The organism is Bradyrhizobium sp. LA6.8 (assembly GCF_040547935.1).
In the GTDB taxonomy this organism is placed as follows: Bacteria; Pseudomonadota; Alphaproteobacteria; order Rhizobiales; family Xanthobacteraceae; genus Bradyrhizobium; species Bradyrhizobium barranii.
In genome coordinates, this window is sequence record NZ_JBEPQQ010000002.1 from 658,021 (window position 1) to 676,007 (window position 17,987).

The 17,987-nt window shown below is 64.7% G+C and carries 16 protein-coding genes; 10 read left to right on the forward strand and 6 right to left on the reverse strand.

From position 1 onward, the window contains the following. Position 1 precedes the first annotated feature (1 nt). From ABIA90_RS10210 to ABIA90_RS10220, 3 genes are all read right to left on the reverse strand, one after another. The gene (locus ABIA90_RS10210; RefSeq protein ID WP_028160040.1) at positions 2-841 is read right to left on the reverse strand and encodes an ABC transporter permease; all 840 of its coding nucleotides are present in this window, start codon (positions 839-841) and stop codon (positions 2-4) included. Beyond that, entirely contained in the window at positions 838-1,809 is a 972-nt protein-coding gene (locus ABIA90_RS10215) for an ABC transporter permease (protein WP_085402596.1), read from the reverse strand. The genes ABIA90_RS10210 and ABIA90_RS10215 overlap by 4 nt, the downstream gene beginning before the upstream one ends. A gap of 231 nt (positions 1,810-2,040) precedes the next feature. Further along, positions 2,041-3,591 carry an ABC transporter substrate-binding protein gene (locus tag ABIA90_RS10220; RefSeq protein ID WP_354118724.1) on the reverse strand — a complete coding sequence of 517 codons (1,551 nt, stop codon included), beginning with the start codon at positions 3,589-3,591 and terminating at the stop codon, positions 2,041-2,043. 215 nt (positions 3,592-3,806) lie between these two features. Here ABIA90_RS10220 and ABIA90_RS10225 point away from each other — a divergent pair, with 215 nt between their 5' ends. From ABIA90_RS10225 to ABIA90_RS10245, 5 genes are all read left to right on the forward strand, one after another. Continuing rightward, positions 3,807-4,445, forward strand: a complete 639-nt coding sequence (locus ABIA90_RS10225) for a TetR/AcrR family transcriptional regulator (RefSeq protein WP_166077115.1) — start codon at positions 3,807-3,809, stop codon at positions 4,443-4,445. Between the two features lie 253 nt (positions 4,446-4,698). After that, positions 4,699-5,361, forward strand: coding sequence for a DUF3313 domain-containing protein (locus ABIA90_RS10230; RefSeq protein ID WP_354118725.1), 663 nt, complete (start codon positions 4,699-4,701; stop codon positions 5,359-5,361). A 32-nt stretch (positions 5,362-5,393) separates the two neighbouring features. Further along, entirely contained in the window at positions 5,394-5,963 is a 570-nt protein-coding gene (locus ABIA90_RS10235) for a DUF2147 domain-containing protein (protein ID WP_354118726.1), read from the forward strand. A 193-nt stretch (positions 5,964-6,156) separates the two neighbouring features. After that, positions 6,157-7,089 carry a helix-turn-helix domain-containing protein gene (locus ABIA90_RS10240; RefSeq protein ID WP_354118727.1) on the forward strand — a complete coding sequence of 311 codons (933 nt, stop codon included), beginning with the start codon at positions 6,157-6,159 and terminating at the stop codon, positions 7,087-7,089. A 95-nt stretch (positions 7,090-7,184) separates the two neighbouring features. Next, the gene (locus tag ABIA90_RS10245; RefSeq protein ID WP_354118728.1) at positions 7,185-8,429 is read left to right on the forward strand and encodes an acyl-CoA dehydrogenase family protein; all 1,245 of its coding nucleotides are present in this window, start codon (positions 7,185-7,187) and stop codon (positions 8,427-8,429) included. A gap of 56 nt (positions 8,430-8,485) precedes the next feature. Here the strand turns inward: ABIA90_RS10245 and ABIA90_RS10250 are convergent, their stop codons facing one another. After that, positions 8,486-10,036, reverse strand: coding sequence for a winged helix-turn-helix domain-containing protein (locus ABIA90_RS10250; protein ID WP_354118729.1), 1,551 nt, complete (start codon positions 10,034-10,036; stop codon positions 8,486-8,488). A 133-nt stretch (positions 10,037-10,169) separates the two neighbouring features. On the opposite strand from ABIA90_RS10250, the gene mddA reads away from it, so the two are divergent. Both mddA and ABIA90_RS10260 read left to right on the forward strand, forming a co-directional pair. Then, positions 10,170-10,958 carry a methanethiol S-methyltransferase gene (gene mddA, locus ABIA90_RS10255; RefSeq protein ID WP_085398346.1) on the forward strand — a complete coding sequence of 263 codons (789 nt, stop codon included), beginning with the start codon at positions 10,170-10,172 and terminating at the stop codon, positions 10,956-10,958. Between the two features lie 207 nt (positions 10,959-11,165). After that, positions 11,166-11,588 carry a GFA family protein gene (locus ABIA90_RS10260; protein WP_028148676.1) on the forward strand — a complete coding sequence of 141 codons (423 nt, stop codon included), beginning with the start codon at positions 11,166-11,168 and terminating at the stop codon, positions 11,586-11,588. Between the two features lie 201 nt (positions 11,589-11,789). Here ABIA90_RS10260 and ABIA90_RS10265 read toward each other — a convergent pair whose 3' ends face one another. Continuing rightward, positions 11,790-13,349, reverse strand: a complete 1,560-nt coding sequence (locus tag ABIA90_RS10265) for a winged helix-turn-helix domain-containing protein (protein ID WP_354118730.1) — start codon at positions 13,347-13,349, stop codon at positions 11,790-11,792. 492 nt (positions 13,350-13,841) lie between these two features. Between ABIA90_RS10265 and pcaB the strand changes: the two genes are divergently transcribed. Both pcaB and ABIA90_RS10275 read left to right on the forward strand, forming a co-directional pair. Further along, a complete protein-coding gene (gene pcaB, locus ABIA90_RS10270; protein WP_354118731.1) occupies positions 13,842-15,203 on the forward strand; it encodes a 3-carboxy-cis,cis-muconate cycloisomerase in 1,362 nt (453 codons plus the stop codon). A 112-nt stretch (positions 15,204-15,315) separates the two neighbouring features. Next, positions 15,316-16,572 (forward strand): aminopeptidase, encoded by a 1,257-nt coding sequence (locus tag ABIA90_RS10275; protein WP_166077245.1) that lies wholly within the window; start codon positions 15,316-15,318, stop codon positions 16,570-16,572. 137 nt (positions 16,573-16,709) lie between these two features. Here ABIA90_RS10275 and ABIA90_RS10280 read toward each other — a convergent pair whose 3' ends face one another. After that, entirely contained in the window at positions 16,710-17,264 is a 555-nt protein-coding gene (locus ABIA90_RS10280) for a hypothetical protein (protein ID WP_354118732.1), read from the reverse strand. 238 nt (positions 17,265-17,502) lie between these two features. On the opposite strand from ABIA90_RS10280, the gene ABIA90_RS10285 reads away from it, so the two are divergent. After that, entirely contained in the window at positions 17,503-17,958 is a 456-nt protein-coding gene (locus tag ABIA90_RS10285; RefSeq protein WP_028157215.1) for a cupin domain-containing protein, read from the forward strand. Positions 17,959-17,987 lie beyond the last annotated feature (29 nt).

Below are 17,987 nucleotides of genomic sequence, written 5' to 3' on the forward strand. Positions count from 1 at the left end.
ATCAGCGGCCCTCCCGCGACAGGCGCGGATTGAGCGCGTCGTTGAGGCCTTCGCCGATCAGGTTCAGCCCCAGCACCGAGATCAGAATGGCGACGCCGGGAAACACCGTGATCCACCAGGCCTGGCGGATCACCGTGCGGCCGGCGCCGACCATGTAGCCCCAGGAGATCAGATTGGGATCGCCGAGCCCAAGGAACGCCAGGGAGGATTCCAGCAGGATCGCGGTCGCCACCATCAGCGAGGCCAGCACGATCACCGGCGACAGCGCGTTGGGCAGGATCTCGCGCAGGATGATCCAGGTGTTGCTTTGGCCGGTGACGACGGCGGCCTGGACATATTCGCGCGTGCGCAGCGACAGCACCTCGCCGCGCACGAGGCGGGCGACCGGCGGCCAGCTCACCACCGCGATCGAGGCCACGATCGAGTAGATCGAGGGCTGCAGGATCGCGACCAGCACGATCGCAAGCGCGAAGCTCGGAATGGTCTGGAAGAACTCGGTGAAGCGCATCAGGGCGTCGTCGACCTTGCCGCCGAAATAGCCGGCCATGGCGCCAATGGGAACGCCGACGACCAGCGCGACCAGCGTGGAGACGAGACCCACCAGCAGCGAGACGCGCGCGCCAAAGATCATGCCGGCGAACACGTCGCGGCCGAGCGCGTCGGTGCCGAGTGGCACGGTCGAGAGCGTGAAGGGCGGCAGGAACGGCCGCTGCACCATGCGCCAGGGTGAATTCGGGAACAGCATCGGCCCGAACACCGCGACCGAGATCGCAAGGACAAGGATGACGAGCCCGACGACGCCGCTCGGGCTCTTCAGCATCGATTTCCAGAACTGTTTCATGAGGCGAATTCGATGCGCGGGTCGACCAGGCGGTAGACGAGGTCGGTGATGAGGTTGAAGATCAGCACCATGGCGGAGCAGATCACGAAGACGCCGAGCAGGAGGTTGTAGTCGCGCTGGAGCAGCGCGTCGTACATCAGACGCCCGATGCCGGGCCACGCGAACACGGTCTCGGTGATGACGGCGCCGCCGATCAGCGTGCCGGAATGCACGCCGGCCAGCGTCACGACCGGCAGCAGCGCGTTGCGCAGCACGTGGCGGCGCTGGATCACGGCATCGGAGAGGCCCTTGGCGCGCGCGGTCTTGACGAAGTCGAGCCGCTTCACCTCCAGCATCGAAGCGCGCGTCATGCGGGTGTAGGTCGCCATGAAGAACAGGCCGAGCGTCATCGCCGGCATGATCAGGTGCTTTGCGACGTCGACTGCATGGGCAAGGCCGGTGAGGTTGGCGCCGACCGTCTCGTAACCGAAGCTCGGCAGCCAATCCATGGTGACCGAGAACAGGAGGATTCCCATCAGTGCCACCCAGAAGATCGGCATGGCGTAGAAGATCAGCGCGAACACGGTGATGGCCGTGTCGAGGAAGGTTCCGGCGAAGCGCGCGGCGAAGGTGCCGAAGAGAACGCCGAGCATCAGCGAGATCGCGAATGCGGTCAGTGTCAGCAGCAGCGTCGCCGGCAGCCGCTCGCCGATCAGCTTCACGACCGGCGCCTGCTGGCGGAAGGAGAAGCCGAGGTCGAGCGTGACGACGCCCTTGACGTAGATGAAGAGCTGCTCGGGCAGCGGCTTGTCGAGGCCGAACTTTTCCCGGAGCTGCTTGACGAAGACCTGGTCACTGGCGCCGGCCTCGCCCGCCATCACGACCGCGGGGTCGCCGGGCGCAAGCCGGATCAGGAAGAAATTGAGGACGACGATTGCGAGCAGGACGATCACGCCCTTCAGGACACGCTGAGCGACGAAGGAGAGCATATTAGAGAGTCATCTCTTGTAGCGTGACCTGGAGCCACGGAGACAGTGGGCTCCCTCGCCCCGCTCTTGTCCGCCGAAGCCTCGGCGAAGGCGGGGAGAGGGTTGGGGTGAGGGGGACTCTCCGCGGGGACGGTGATAGTTGGGCTCGCGGAGACTCCCCCTCACCCGAATGTGCGCTATGCGCACATTCGACCTCTCCCCGCGAGCGGGGAGAGGTGAAGAGGGCAGCCATCATTTGTCCAGCCATGCGTCCTTGAAGCCGTCATTGACCCCGATGCCCGTGGTGATCAGGTTCTTGACCTTGCAGCGGGTGATGGTCGGGAATTGCAATTCCAGCATCCAGGCCACCGGCACGTCCTCGACCAGGATTTTTTGCGCCTTCTCGTAGATCTCCTTGCGCTTCGAGTCCGGCGTCGCGGTCGCGCCGTCGGCGAAGAGCTTGTCGATCTCCGGGTTGGAGTAGCCCTCGACGTTGTTGAAGACCTGCCCCTTGGCGATGTTGCTGGAGATATAATTGCGGCCGACGCCGAGCGCGGGATCGCCATACTGGTAGAGATAGGTGAAGGCGATGTCGTAGTCCCAGTCGCCGATCTTCTGGTTGCCGCCGGCAACGTCGGTGGCGATCGTCTCGATGTTCATGCCGACGTCCTGGAGGTTCTGCTTCACGGCTTCACCCCAGCGCTGCCAGGTCTCGCCATAGGCGAGCGGCAGCAGGCGGATCTTCTCGCCCTTGTAGCCGGCTTCCTTCAGCAGCGCCTTGGCCTTGGCCGGATCGTAAGGGTATTTCGGCACGTCGTCGGTGTAGAACCTTATGGTCGAGGCGGACGGGCCTGTCGCCACCTTGCCGAGCCCGTTCCAGATCACGTCCTTGGCGAAATCGCGGTCGATCGCGTACATGATCGCCTGCCGCACCCGCTTGTCGGCGAGTGGCCCCTGGCGGTTGTTCAGCCATAGCCAGGCGAGCGGCGAGAAGAACTCCCAGCCGGCGCCGGTGACGCAGGTGTCCTTCAGCTTGGACAGCCGCGGCACGTCGAAGTTCTCGACCGAGCCGCCGGGCAGCACGTCGACCTTGCCGGTCTCATACGCCACCGAGCGCGCGGCGGCGTCGGGAATGATCTGCCAGTAGATCTCGTCGAGATAGGGCTTGCCCTTTTCGTGGTAGTTCGGGTTCTTGACCAGGCGGATGAACGAGCCCTTCTGCCACTCCTTGAACATGAAGGGGCCGGTGCCGACAGGCGCGTTGTTGTAGGGGTTGGTCTTCCAGTCGGTGCCTTCATAGAGATGCTTCGGCACCATCGGCATCGAGCCGACCTCGAAGATGCCGAGGAACGGTCCGAATGGCTGCTTCAGCGTGAACACCACCGTATATTCGTCCGGCGTCTCGATCTTGTCGACCTGCGCCAGATTGGTGCGGGCACGCGCATGCGTCTGCTTCAGCATCTCCATCGAGAACAGGACGTCGGCGGCGGTGAAGGGCTTGCCGTCATGCCAGGTCACGCCCTTCTTGAGCTTGAAGGTGTAGGTCTTGGCGTCCTCGCTGACGCTCCAGCTTTCGGCAAGCTCCGGCAGTGGCTCGAGCTTGGGGCTGTAGCGCAGCAGGCCCTCGAAGATGTTGCCCGAGACCATTTGAGTCGGGCCGTTCTGGACCTGCGCAAGCATCAGGCCGGGCGGCTCGGGCTGGATCACGGCGTTGATCACGCCCCCCGTCCTCGGCTCTTGCGCCAGCGCCGAGGCCGTGAGGCCGCAAGCCAGGAGGGCACCAAGCAACACTCGTTTTGGCATGTCGTATCTTTCTCAAGCGAGACCGGCCGAGAACGCTTCGCACGTCATGGCGCGCAAAGCTCCGGCCGGCCCATCCCAGTCCCCATCCGGTATCGAGGCTCACACAGTCTCATTCGGGGCCGCAAGATGAAAGTCTCGACAGTGTTCGCACAAAAAATGTACAGCGCGTCCTGTTTTCACTTGATTCATTGTCTTGTCACGGAGACAAGTCGGCCATGGACAATGCCAGCCGCTCCGAACGATCCCGTAACGCCGCACTCGAAGCGGCCATCGCGATCATCGCGCGCGACGGGCCGGGCCGGCTGACGCTGGATGCGATCGCGCGCGAGAGCGGACTCAGCAAGGGCGGCGTGATGCATCAGTTCCGCACCAAGGAAGCGGTGCTGAAGGCGTTGCTCGACCGGCAGATGGCGCATTTCGAGGAGTTCGCCACCAGCACCATGGCAAAGGTGAGCGCGACCTCCGCGAATCCCAATCTGGCGACCCAGCTCGCGACCGTGCGCGAAGCGGCCACCTCGCCGAATTCTGCCGCGCTGGCGCTGGTTGCGGCCATGGTCGAGAATCCCAGCCTGATGGCGCTGCCGCGCGAGCGCGAGATGGAGAGGATGGCGGCGATCAGGGAAGAGGCCACTGATCCTGATCTCGCGATGCTGCGCTGGGCCGGCGCGATGGGACTGCTGCTGAGCTCGTTGTTCGGCATGTCACCGCTCAGCAAGGACGAGCACCAGCGGCTGTTCGCGCGTCTGCTCGACGACGCGCAGTGGACCGGCCTCGAGCGGCCGGCCGCCAAGCGCACCGCCAAATCCGGCGGGCACTCGGCGGCGAAAGCCGCAACGCCGCGCAAGCGCGCCTGATTCCTCGTTAACGATTTCCCGCCGATCGCTGCCCAAAGCCGCGCCTGCGGCCAAATGTGCCAGGCCTGTGTTTTTGAACTTTACAAACCGTCTAGTCGGTTTTATAAATGGACACACTGAGACGGCCCAAGGCTTCCGAGATGGCCCCGGACGAAGCCTCGGGTTGGCACTGGTGAGCGCCGCAGCCGCGTCTGGTCCCGTACGCGGCTGCGGTCGCCGCTGCCTGGGCAGCAAGCCGCTAGAGGAGTCTGGAATGAATAGCTCGATCGCCCTGCGCGGTCTGGGAACGCTGCTGCTCGGCGCAGCCGTCGCGGGCTGCGCCACCGTCGCGCCCGTGCCGTATTCCGGGATGGCGTCCTCAGCCTACATGGCGCCGGACAAGTCGGACGCCTCCGGCCGCGTGCCCTACCGCTATTCCACGCCGGTCGACTGGCGCGCTTATAACAAAGTCATCCTCGAACCGGTCGTGGTCTATCGCGGCAGGGATCACCAGTTCGGCGACATGTCCGACAAAGACAAGGCGACGCTTGCCGCCTACATGCAGACCCGTTTCGCCGAGGGTCTGCGCGGCCGCTTCGCGCTGGTACGCGAGCGTGGGCCGGAGACGCTGCGGATCAGGCTGACACTCACCGGCGCCGTCGCCAACACGCCGGTGCTCGGCACGCTCTCCCGCTTCGACGTCGCCGGTGCGGTTTATAATGGCGTGCAGGCCGCCCGCGACGGCGAGGGCACGATGACCGGCTCGGTCATCTACGGCGTCGAGATATTCGACGCCGCCACTGCGCGCCTGCTCTCCGCCTACGTCACCAAGCAATACCCGGCTGCCTACGACATCAAGGCCACCGCCGGCGCGCTCGCCGCCGCCACCGCCGGCCTCGACAAGGGCGCCGACGCCTTGATGGCGCAATTGAACTGACGCCGCGACCCATCCAACGAAAGGTGCTGCTGATGAACATTGTCCTTCGCTTCGTGCTGCGCGTTGCGATCACGATCCTGATGATGGTGTTTGGCGGCCGCGCCGGCGCCGCGGCGCCGCCCGATCCCAGCGGCACCTGGCTCGTCCAGGACGGCCGCGCGCGCATCAGGCTCGAGCGTTGCGGGCCGTCGCGCGACCGCATCTGCGGCTTCATCATCTGGATGAAGGAGCCGGCCGACAAGCGCGGCCAGCCCTATCGCGACAAGGAGAATCCCGATCCCGACAAGCGCGCCCGCGCGCTGCTCGGCCATCAGCTCATCATGGGTTTGCAGGCGACGCCGGAGGGACAGTTCGCCGGCGAGATCTACAATGCCGAGGACGGCAAATCCTATTCGGTCTCGCTGTGGCGCGACTCCGCCGATCGCCTCAAGCTCAGGGGTTGCCTGATCAAGTTCCTGTGCCAGACCCAGACCTGGCAACAGACCCTCGACGTGCTGCCCGGCCAGCTCGTTGGCCTCACCGGCGATCTCAACGGCCCCCGCGCCGACAAGGAATGGGCCGCCGTGCCGGCACCGAAGCCGATGCAGGCGAAAGCCAAGTAGCGGATTGCTCCTCTAACCACTCACTTGGTTTCCGGTGCGCCGACGGCTGCGCTCGCAATGACGACGTGATGACGGTCGCATATTGCGCGCCTTCGAGATTTGACCGGTTGTTCGCCAAAAGCTATCCTTCCGTCCCGCTGGGTCGTCCAATCTGAATTTGCACGCGCGAATTCCTCGTTCCGGGGGCGCACCTATGGAATGGTCAGCCAAGCCATCTCGCGCCGATCAGCCCTTCGGCAGTTGGGCCGACGATCTCGCTGCGGCCTTTGTCCGGCTCGAGCCGCGTAAAATCGCCGACCGTCCCTTTGAAGGTTCGATCGCGCGTACCGACGCTGCGTCGGTCCAGATTTCGCTGGTGAAAGCCACGGGGCACTGCGTTCTCCGGCTGCGGCCCCATATTGCGCGAAGCACGGACGATCTCTGCTTCGTCAATCTCCAGCTCGAGGGTCTGGGCCGCACGACGCAGCGGGGCCACGAGCAGGTCTGTGCGCCCGGCGACCTCGCGGTCGCCGATACGACCGAGCCGTTCGAGATTGCCAACGGCCGCGACTTCCGCCTCTTTTGCTTTGCCGTGTCGCGGCGGCACCTGCCAAAGAGCTTTGCGGATTCTCCGCGGCTTGCGTTGTCGAGGACGGAAAATGGCCGCGCGTTGTCGCGCACGCTCGCAGGCTATGCCGAGCTTTGCCTGGCAGCACCCGCCGTTGCGGCAAGCAGCGGCACGCATGTGGTCGAGCTGATCGCGCATGCACCGGAGATGCTGGGTGAAATGCCGGTTGCGCGCGTGAATGCGCCCGTGCTGCTGTCGATGATGCTCGACCATATCGACCGCCACAGCGACGATCCCGGTCTCGATGCCGAATTGCTTGCCCGGAAGTTCCGCTGCTCGGAGCGCTACGTGCACCGGTTGTTCGTCGCGACCGGCCGCTCCGTCGGCGAGCATGTCAGCGATCGGCGGATCCTGATCTGCGCCCGCGACCTGCTCGACGCGCAGCATCGTCACAAGACCATCTCCACGATCGCGTATGAGGCCGGCTTTTCCGACATCTCGCACTTCAACCGCCTCTTCAAGCGCAGCCACGGCCTCGCCCCGCGCGAATTTCGCAGGACGAAGGGGAAGGGCGAGTAGTTCGCCTCCAGCCAAGAATTAGGTCGCTGCCGACCAAGATTTTCCGCCCTCGCTCGGCTCACCCTGGTGACCTGCCGGAGCGAGGGAGATGTTCGATGGCGATTGATTTCACGCTTTCACCTGCGCAGCGCGCGTTGCAGCTTCAATCGCGAAAATTCGCGGCGGAGGTCTTGGCCGGCGCCGGCAAGGCCGAGTTGCTGGCGACGCCGGAAGAGCGCTTCCTCGCGACGAAGCCGACCTATGAGGCGATGGTCGCTGCCGGTTATCTGCGCAAATGCATTCCGGCGCCGGCGGGCGGCGACAATGCCGGACTCATCGACATGGCGATCCTGGCGGAAGAATTCTACGCCGTGAATCCGAGCGTGACGCTGACCATGCTCGGCACGGTGCTCGGTCTGCTGCCAATTCTGCTTGGTGGCACCGCGGAGCAATGCGCCCGCCTGCTTGCACCGTTCCTGAAGACGAGCGGCGCTCCGCTTGCGGGCTTCTGCTCCTCGGAACCCGGCGGCAGCGCCAATGCTGCCGCGCCGCCGCCGGGCGAGGGCGTGCGCACCACCGCAAAACGCGAGCTCGGCAATTGGATCATCAACGGCCGCAAGAAATGGGTGTCGTCCGCCACCGGGTGGGATCGCAATGGCGCCGACGTGCTGTGCGTGGTGTGCCGGACCAATCCCACCGCGCCACGGGAGCAGGGTGTCTCCATCATTGCGGTCGAAGGCCCGGTGCATGGCATCGTGTTCGAACGCGCCATTGATTCGATCGGCCACCGCGCTCACCTCGTGCCGGAATTCAGCCTGCGTGCCGTCACCGCGCCGCACGGCAATCTGCTCGGGCAGGAGGGGGGCGGCTTGATGCTGGCGTCCGCCGCCTTCACCGGCACGGCGGCGCTGGTCGGCATCTTCGGTGTCGCCCTGATGCGGGCCGCCTTCGACTTCGCATTGTATTTTGCCCGCACCGAGAAACGCGGCGGGGTACAGGCGATCATCGAGCATCAGGCGGTCGGCTATGCACTCGCCGATGCCAAGACCACTATCGAAGCCGCGCGCTACCTGAGCTGGCGGGCCTGCCATGCGCTCGATACGCAATCACCGGGCGCCGACGAGCTCGCGGTCCAGGCCAAGATCTTCGGCTCCGAAGCCGCGGTGCGGGTCATCACCGACCTGATGCGCGTGGTCGGCATCGACAGCTATGATCACGCGGCACCGTTCGGCCGCTTGTTGCAGGACGCGTTGGCGCTGCCGATCTTCGACGGTGGCAACATGGGCATTCGGCGGCGCCAGCTCCACGCGATGCTGATGCGGCCCGATTACGATCCACTGACCGCGTGCGGAGGAGCCTGAGACGGCGCGTCGTATCTGCATCCGCCCTTTGCGCATTTGCGGGGAGAGGGAGTTCTCTACCCCAACCCCGCGCGCCGGAACCCTTCCAGATAGTGCTCGCGATCGGCGTCACTGGCCCAGGGCAGCTGCGTCGCGATCCAGTGCAGCGAGATGTTGGGCTGGGTACGACGGAGTTCGCCCAGCGCCATCTCGGCCAGCGCGCCGTCGCCGGTCATGCCGGCGGACACCGCGAGCACGCGGTAGGCGCCGGTGAGGTCGCCGCGATGGCGGATCGCCTCGCGCGCCAGCGCGATCGCTTCGTCGTAATGCCGTTCGGTGAAGCGCGCATAGCCGGCAATGCCGTAATAGATCGCCAGCGACGGATCGCGCGGCGAGAGCCGGATCGCCCTCTGCGCCGCATCGAACGATTCCCCGGAGCGGCCGGCGTAGGACAGCGCCAGGGCGTAGTAGCCCTGCGCCAGCGAGAAATTCGGGTTGAGCGCGAGCGCCTGCTCGAACTCGGACAGCGCGTCGGAAAGCCTGCGCGTCGAGAAGAAGACGCTGCCGAGCGCGGCATGCGCCCATGCATCCTCGTGGTCATGGCGTACCGCGGCGAGCGCGGCGGCCTCCGCGATCGGCACCGTCGTGGCAAGCTCCGCCCAGCCGAGATGGACGCCGAACATGTGGCTTGCCGCGAGCACCGACAGCGCCTGACCGTAGTTCGAGTCGATGGAAATGGCGCGTTCGAGCAATGCCTGCGCAGCCTTGTGGTCCTGCTGCGTCACCCGCCAGTAATGCGACAGCGCGCGCATCAGCAGGTCCCAGGCATCAAGGCTCGCGGGCGGCTTGCGGTCGGCGCGAAAATTCTCGGCCGCGTGGATCTGCGGCTCGATCGCCGCGACGATCGCGTTGGTGATGTCGTCCTGCACGCCGAAGACGTCGACAAGCTCGCGGTCATAGCGCTCGGCCCAGAGATGGCTGCCGGTGGTGGCGTCGTTGAGCTGCGCGGTGATGCGCACACCGTTGTCGACCTTGCGCACGCTGCCTTCGACGATGTAGCGGACGCCGAGCTCCTCGGCGATCTGCCTGATATGAACCGAGCGCCCCTTGTAGGTGAAGGACGAATTGCGGGCGATCACCATGAACCAGCGCTGCTTCGACAGCGCGGTGAGAATGTCCTCGCTGATCCCGTCGCCGAAATATTCCTGCGCGGGATCGCCGCTCATGTTCTCGAAGGCGAGCACCGCGATCGCCGGGCGGTCCGTCACGGCGCGCACCGGGGCAGGGCCGGGTTCCACCGGCGCAAGCGTCGCTGCCACATCTTCCCGGACGTCGCCGACGAAGCGAAAGCCCTTGCGCGGGATCGTCTTGATCAGCCGCTGCGTCGCGCCGTCGTCGCCAAGCGCCTTGCGCGCGGCATTGATTCGGCTGTTCAGGGCGGAATCCGAGACGATCCGGTCGCTCCAGATATGGCTGATCAGGTCATCCTTGCTGACCACACGGGCGCGTTGAGCGACCAGATAGAGCAGCAGATCGAACACCTGCGGCTGCAGCGGCACGGCTGCGCCGCTGCACGTCAGTTCCCGCAGGTCGCCGTCGAGCACGTTGTTTTCAAAGAGAAATCGCACGTTTCTGTCGTCTCAAGCAAAAATCAAAGTGGTCTCAGGCGAAAATCAACCGTCCGTGAAAGTCAGGGGGTGTCCGATCCGGCATGGTGCGAACACTAAACAGTGCCGATGCCTCGGCACAACGGAGCGTTCTATGACCCAACTTGATCACCAACTTCATTCCATCGGCCCGGAGGTTGCGGGCTCACGCATTTTCAAATTCATCGGCTTTCTGTACGGAATTGCGGCATATCTCGTGTTTTTCGTCACCATTCTCTATGCCATCGGCTTCGTCATGGGGCTGGTGGTGCCGAAGACCATCGACACCGGAACCGACACGCCGACGGCCGAAGCCGTCATCATCAATCTACTGCTGATGACGCTGTTCGCCCTTCAGCACAGCGTGATGGCGCGCAAGCAGTTCAAGGCGTGGTGGACGCAGTTCGTCCCCAAGCCGGTCGAGCGCTCGACCTACGTGCTGTTCGCGAGCCTGTCATTGCTGCTCCTGTTCTGGCAGTGGCGTCCGATGCCTACGGTCGTATGGGATGTCGGAAACCCGGATCTCGCCGTGACGCTGGTCACGCTGTCCCTCGCGGGCTGGGTGCTGGTGTTCGCCTCGACCTTCATCATCAATCACTTCGAATTGTTCGGGTTGCACCAGGTGACCAACCATCTCGTGGGCAATGAGGCGGCGCCGCCGCGCTTCAAGACGCCGTTGTTCTACAAGTTCGTTCGTCATCCGATCTATCTCGGCTTCATCATCGCGTTCTGGGCGGCGCCGGTCATGACGGCGGGCCATCTGCTGTTCGCGGCCGTGACCACGCTCTACATCTTCGTCGGCATCGCGCTGGAGGAGCACGACCTCGTCGATCTCTTCGGCGACGAATACCGGCAGTACAAACAACGGGTGTCGATGCTTATTCCCTGGCGCAGATCGGTATAGCCGTAGCATCTTTCCGCCGCGTCCACCGAAAGGAGGACGCGCGGCGGAACCGAAGCGCGTAACGGACGTTGCCGGCCTCCAGCCCTCAACGTCCCTCGGGGTGATTCCCTCCGCTCCGACGCCTCTCCCCGCATCCGCCTTTGCCGGTTTATCGGCGAGCCGGAGCGGGGAGAGGAATTTCAACCTTCATCCAACGGAGACGACCCAATGAAACATGTCGGAAACTGCTTCTGTGGCGCGGTCACAATCGAGGTCACGGGCGAGCCGGCGGCGATGGGCTATTGTCATTGCCGCTCCTGCCGCTCGTGGTCGGGCGGACCGGTGAATGCCTTCAGCCTGTGGAAGCCGGAAGCCGTGCGCATCACCGAAGGCGCCCAGAACGTCGAGACCTTTGCCAAGACGCCGCTCAGCCAGCGCAAATATTGCAAGAAGTGCGGCGGTCATCTCATGACCAACCACCCGCCGCTCGACCTGATCGACGTCTTCACCGCCACCATCCCCACGCTCGCATTCACACCCGGTGTTCACGTCAACTACGCCGAGACGGTGCTGCCGATGCGCGATGGCCTGCCGAAACTGAAGGACTTTCCGGCCGAGTTCGGCGGCAGCGGCGAGATGATGCAGGAGTAGGGTGCACTTACCCTCCCCTGGAGGGGGAGGGTCGATCGCGCGAAGCGCGAGCGGGGTGAGGTGATCTCTCCACACAGGCAGTCTTCGTTGTGGAGAGACCGTCACCCCACCCCGTCTCTCATCTTCGCTGCGCTCAGATACGAGCCGACCCACGGGCGAGCTACGCTCGTCCCGGACCCTCCAGGGGAGGGTGAGCAGGGTCTACCTCATCCCCGCGCGCTGAAACCCCTGCAGATAGTGCTCGCGATCCTCTGCCCGCCGCATCGGCAGCTCGCGCGTGAGCCAGGCCAGCGAGATGCCGGGCTGGGTGCGTTGCAGGCCCCGCAGCGCGTACGCCGCGAGTTGAGGATCGCCCAACATGCCGGCGGCGGCCGTCAGCACGCGATGGGCGCCGACGAAATCGGCGCGCTGCCGCATCGATTCCCGCGCCATCTGCACGGCGCCCTCATAGTTGCGGCCGATGAACTGGGCATAGGCGGCTACGCCGCAATAGATCGCCGCGAGCGGATCGCGCGGGCTCAGCCGCAGCGCGCGGCGTGCGGCGGCATCGCCGTCTCGCCATCTCCCCGCGTAGCACAGCGTCACGCCGTAGAAAGCGTGCGCCATCGCAAAATTCGGATTGAGTTGCAGCGTCAGCTCGAACTCAGCCAGCGCGTCGTCGAAGCGGCGGCGGAACAAATAAGTGTAAGCCAGACCGTGATGGGCCCAGGCGTCCTCGCGATCGGCTTCCACCGCCGCGAGCGCCGCGCGTTCGGCGACCGGCACGGTCATGGCCATGTCGGCCCAGCCCATATGCGCGCCGAAGATATGGCTGGTCGCGAGCAGGCCCAGCGCCTTGCCATAGGCGGGATCGATCGCGGTCGCCTGTTCCAGCAGTCCTTGCGCGGCGGCGTTGTCCTCGCGCGTGATGCGCCAGTAATGCGACAGCGCACGCATCACGAGGTCCCAGGCGTCGAGGCTGCCCGGTGGCTTCTGCTGGGCACGAAAGCTTTCGGCGGTATAGAGCTGCGGCTCGATCGCGGCGACGATCGCCTCGGTGATCTCGTCCTGCACGGCGAAGATGTCGGCAAGCTCGCGGTCGTAACGCTCGGCCCAGAGATGGCTGCCGGTCGAGACGTCGTTGAGCTGCGCCGAGATGCGCAGGCGATCGCCGCTGCGCCGCACGCTGCCTTCGAGCACATAGCGTACGCCGAGCTCGCGCGCGACTTCGTGCATGTGAACGGCGCGGCCCTTGTAGACGAAGGAAGAGTTGCGGGCGACGACGAAGAACCAGCGCAGCTTCGACAGCGCCGTGATGATGTCCTCGCTGATGCCGTCGGAGAAATAGTCCTGCTCGCGGTCGCCGCTCATATTGGTGAAGGGCAGCACGGCGATCGCGGGACGGTCGGGCAGCGCGAGCGCCGCCTGCGGCGCCTGGGCGACACGGCCCGGCTCCGGCAAGGCCGCGCCGCGCTGCGTCTGGACAGCGCCGACGAAACGAAAGCCCTTGCGCGCGATGGTGCGGATCAGCGCCTGGTTGGCGCCGCTGTCGCCGATCGCCTTGCGCGCCGCGTTGATCCGGCTGGTCAGGGTGGATTCGGAGACGCTGCGCCCGTGCCAGATCTTGTCGATCAGCTCATCCTTGCTGACCACCCGGTCGCGGTTCTCCATGAGGTGGACGACGAGGTCGAAGACCTGCGGCTCCACGGCCACGGGAACCTGCTCGCGGCTCAGCTCGCGCCGGTCGGTGTCGAGAAGGTGGTCCCGGAACATAAACTGCACGTCGAAAACTCAACCCTCGCAATGACATCAGGCAATGATGAAATCAGAATGGATTTCGACTCTAAGACTGTGAGTCCGCTGAGCGGCCTGCCGGGTTCACCACGATCGCGTGATGGCTGCTATGCCGTTTTCGGATAGGAATGCAACTTGAATGAGAATGTGGCGGGTCTGGTGGACTGTCGCGGGCTGCGCACTTAGCCCGATCTTGCTGCGCGCACAATTTATCCCCGTCCCCCTGAAGTGGCCGCCTTGTCACGGCCCTCGAAGGGCGACAACCCGGCTGCATCGCGGCCGCTCATCACTTCGAGGTCCTTCGTGCGCCGCTGCGCGTCGCACGCTTCGCATCTCAGGATGACGGGGGGATAGAGCGATGCGCCGTCGTAATATCGTCGTACGACATCGAATGTGTGGCGAGCCATGAATGTCCATTGCCGAACAGCGCGGCCCGCGTAAGCTGCTCTCCACACAAACACCAACCATAAAGAAACGCCCATGCCCGCTTTTCCCGCCGCGACAACCGTGCTCGATTCCATGCTGTTCCGCGACGCCTTCGGCACGCCCGAGATCCGCGAGGTGTTTTCCGATGTCGCGCTGGTGGCGCGCTATGCCGAAGTCGAGGTGGCGCTGGCGAAGGCGGAGGCGAAGTGCGGCGTGATCCCGCAGGAAGCCGCCGACCAGATCGCGGCGCGGACCGACGTCGCCGCATTCGATTTCGATCTGCTGCGACAGGAGACCGACATCGTCGGCTATCCGATTCTGCCGCTGGTGCATCAGATGGTGAAGCAGTGCGGCGAGGCTGGCCGCTACGTGCATTGGGGCGCGACCACGCAGGACATCATGGATACCGCGGTGGTGCTGCAATTGCGCGCCGCGCTCGGGATCGTCGAGCGCGACATCGCCGAGCTGCGAAACATTCTCGCGGACCTCTCGAAGCGCTACCGCGACACGCCGATGGCCGGGCGCACCCATCTCCAGCAGGCGCTGCCGGTGACGTTCGGCTACAAGACCGCGATCTGGCTCGCGATGTTCGACCGCCACGCCGAGCGGCTCGTGCAACTGAAGCCGCGCGTGCTGGTCGGACAGTTCGCCGGCGCCGCCGGAACGCTGGCCTCGCTCGGCGGCAAGGGGTTCGAGGTGCAGGAGGCGCTCTGCGCCGAGCTCGAGCTCGGCGTTCCCGCCTCGACCTGGCACGTCGCGCGCGACGGCTTTGCCGAGGCCGTGAACTTCCTCGCGCTCGTCACAGGCTCGCTCGGCAAGATCGCGCTCGACATCATGATCATGGCCTCGACCGAGTTCGCCGAGGTTTACGAGCCCTTCGTCAAGGGCCGCGGCGCCTCCTCGACCATGCCGCAGAAGCGCAACCCGATTTCCTCGGAGCTGATGCTCGCGGCGTCCAAGGCGGTGCGCCAGCATGCCGGTCTGATGCTGGATGCGATGGTGCAGGATTTCGAGCGCGCCACCGGGCCCTGGCATGCCGAATGGATGGCGATCCCGGAAAGCTTCGTGCTGACCGCCGGCGCGCTGCACCAGGCGAAGTTTGCGCTCGCAGGCCTCATCGTCGATGAAAGGAAGATGAACGACAATCTCGCCATCAGCCGCGGCCTGATCGTGGCCGAAGCGGTCATGATGGGGCTGGCGCCGCAGATCGGGCGGCAGGAGGCGCATGACGTGGTCTATGATGCCTGCCGGCTCGCCAATGAGAAGGGTCTGACATTGGCGGACGCGCTCTCGTCCGACGCCCGCGTCTCCGTCAGGATCGACCGTGCCACGATCGAAGCGCTGACTTCACCGAAAAATTACCTCGGCCTTGCGCCTGCCATGGTCGACCGGGTGCTGAAATCGGCAACGCGTTGAAAACCAAAATGCGCGAAACTCCGTATCTCTCCGTGTCGCAAGGCGCTCGCGCACTTGCGCCTTGCGATGCTAGACTTAGATTGAACGAGAGAGCTTCGGCAGAGGACCCCGCATGATTGATCACCGCAATTCCGCCGTTCCCATCGATCCCGTGAAACTCGACCGGCTGGCCGAGGTGGCGGTGAAGGTGGGCCTGGGCTTGCGGCCGGGACAGGATCTGCTCTTGACGGCGCCCGCGATCGCGCTGCCGCTGGTGCGGCGGATCGCCGTGCACGCCTACAAGGCCGGCGCCGGTATCGTGACGCCGATCCTGTCGGATGAGGAGATGACGCTGGCGCGCTACCGCCACGGCCAGGACAACAGCTTCGATCGTGCCGCCAACTGGCTCTATGAGGGCATGGCCAAGGCGTTCTCCGACAACACCGCGCGGCTCGCCATCGTCGGCGACAATCCGATGCTGCTGTCCGGCGAAGATCCTTCCAAGGTGGCGCGCGCCAGCAAGGCCAATTCGATAGCCTATCAGCCGGCGCTGGAAAAAATCGTCAATTTCGACACCAACTGGAACATCATCGCCTATCCGAGCCCGTCATGGGCCAAGCAGGTCTTCCCTGATGATCCCGAGGACGTTGCGATCGGCAAGCTGGCAGACGCGATCTTCGCGGCCTCCCGCGTCGACCGCGAGGATGCGATGGGCAATTGGGCGAGCCACAACGCGGTGCTGCGCGAGCGTACCAACTGGCTCAACGGCCAGCGTTTTCGCGCGCTGCAATATTCAGGTCCCGGGATCGACCTCTCCATCGGGCTTGCCGACGGACATGAATGGGAGGGCGGCGCCTCGCTGTCCAAGAACGGCATCAGTTGCAACGCCAATATCCCGACCGAAGAGGTTTTCACCACGCCGCACTGCCGGCGCGTCTTTGGCCATGTCGTGAGCTCGAAGCCGCTGTCCTACCAGGGCACGCTGATCGACAACATCGCGGTGCGCTTCGAGGACGGCAGGATCGTCGACGCAAAGGCCTCGCGCGGCGCGGAGGTGCTGAACAAGGTGCTCGACACCGACGAAGGCGCGCGGCGTCTCGGCGAGGTGGCACTGGTGCCGCATTCCTCGCCGATCTCGCAGAGCGGGCTGTTGTTCTACAACACGCTGTTCGACGAGAACGCGGCCTCGCACATCGCGCTCGGCCAGTGCTATTCGAAATGCTTCGTCAACGGCGCGCAGCTGACGCCGCAGCAGATCGCCGCGCAAGGCGGCAACCAGAGCCTGATCCATATCGACTGGATGATCGGCTCTGCCGAGACCGACATCGACGGCATTCTCGCCGACGGCAGCAAGGTGCCGGTGTTCCGCAAGGGCGAGTGGGCGAAGTAGTCCGCTGCTGCTCGTTATGCCCGGGCTTGTCCCGGGCATCCACGTTCTTTGTGCCGCTAGGCGTGGATGGCCGGGACAAGCCCGGCCATGACGATGATGGTGGAAGGTTCAAGCCCCAGCGCTGGCGTCACGTGCTCTCACGCCGCCGCGTTGCGCAGCATCCGGTTGTTGTCGATGCTGAAGCGGTTGAACAGCGTCGTGAACGGGCTGCCGTCGGTGGCCCGCACGATGGCGTCGGACGTGGCGACCGCCTCGTAAAGCGCACCGATGGGATCGTCCGCCTCGGGCAGGTCGAGGCTGCCGCGAATTTCCTCGCGGGCCGCGTTGACGTCATCCTCCTCGTCGAGTGTCGCCTCCAGCGCATCCGCCGCGCGCCGCATCTCTGCGAGATCGCCGCCGGCGGAGAATTTGAGGATGTCCAGCCAGTAGGGGCGGGCGACAACGAGCTGGATGAAGGCCTCGAACGTGCCGGCGATAATTCCAGCGCGGCCCTCCGATGAGACGTAGAGCACATTCCGCGATGGCAGCAGCACGAAGGTGCCCCCGCAGCCGTCGCTGCCGATCTGCCGGGGGTTTTCGACGCCGTCGATGGTGAACCAGGGCTCCTCTTCGGCTGCGAAGGAAACATCGAGGCTGCCGAGCCAAGCGACGACCTCGCCTTGGGCTGTCAGAACCTCCGGGGTGAGGGGCATCGGTGCGGACTCCTTCGCTGGTCACTTTCGCGCACTTTGTCGCACCCCGGAAAAGATGGGTTCATGTGCGCGAATTTGCAGGCAAATCCCGACGTTAACCTCTTCGCACTGCAACTTGCGGCTGATTGTCGGCGCCTGCGTAAGAAAGAATTAAAAACCGGCTACTAGCGTTCCAACATCTTTGGAAACAATCCGGGCCCAGACCCGGCCATACATATTTTATTCCCTGGGGAAGCAGATGTCGCCGTCATTGATTGAAATCAGTAGTTGCAACGTGGATCTCGAGCTGCGGCCGATCGAGCCGTCCTGGATTATCGAAGGCAATCCGGTGTCGCGCTCGCACATCCTGTCCACCAGCGCGGATGGCACCGCCTCGACCATCATCTGGCAGTGCACCGAAGGCCGCTTCAACTGGTACTACGACATCGACGAGACGATCATGATCATGGAAGGATCGATCGTGCTCGAAAGCGACGGTATGCCGCCGAAGCGCTATGGCCCCGGCGACGTCATTTTCTTCCGCGACGGCGCGCATGCCAAATGGCATGTCGAAGGCCACGTCAAGAAGATCGCCTTCTGCCGCAAGACCAATCCCGTGATGATCGGATTCCTGATCCGCGTCGTCAACAAGCTCAAGCGGATGTTCGTCTCCGCCGGCGAGCGCCGCCCCGCCTCGCTGTTGGGGGCTGGCTAGAGTTCAAACATATCCAAGGACGCTTCCCA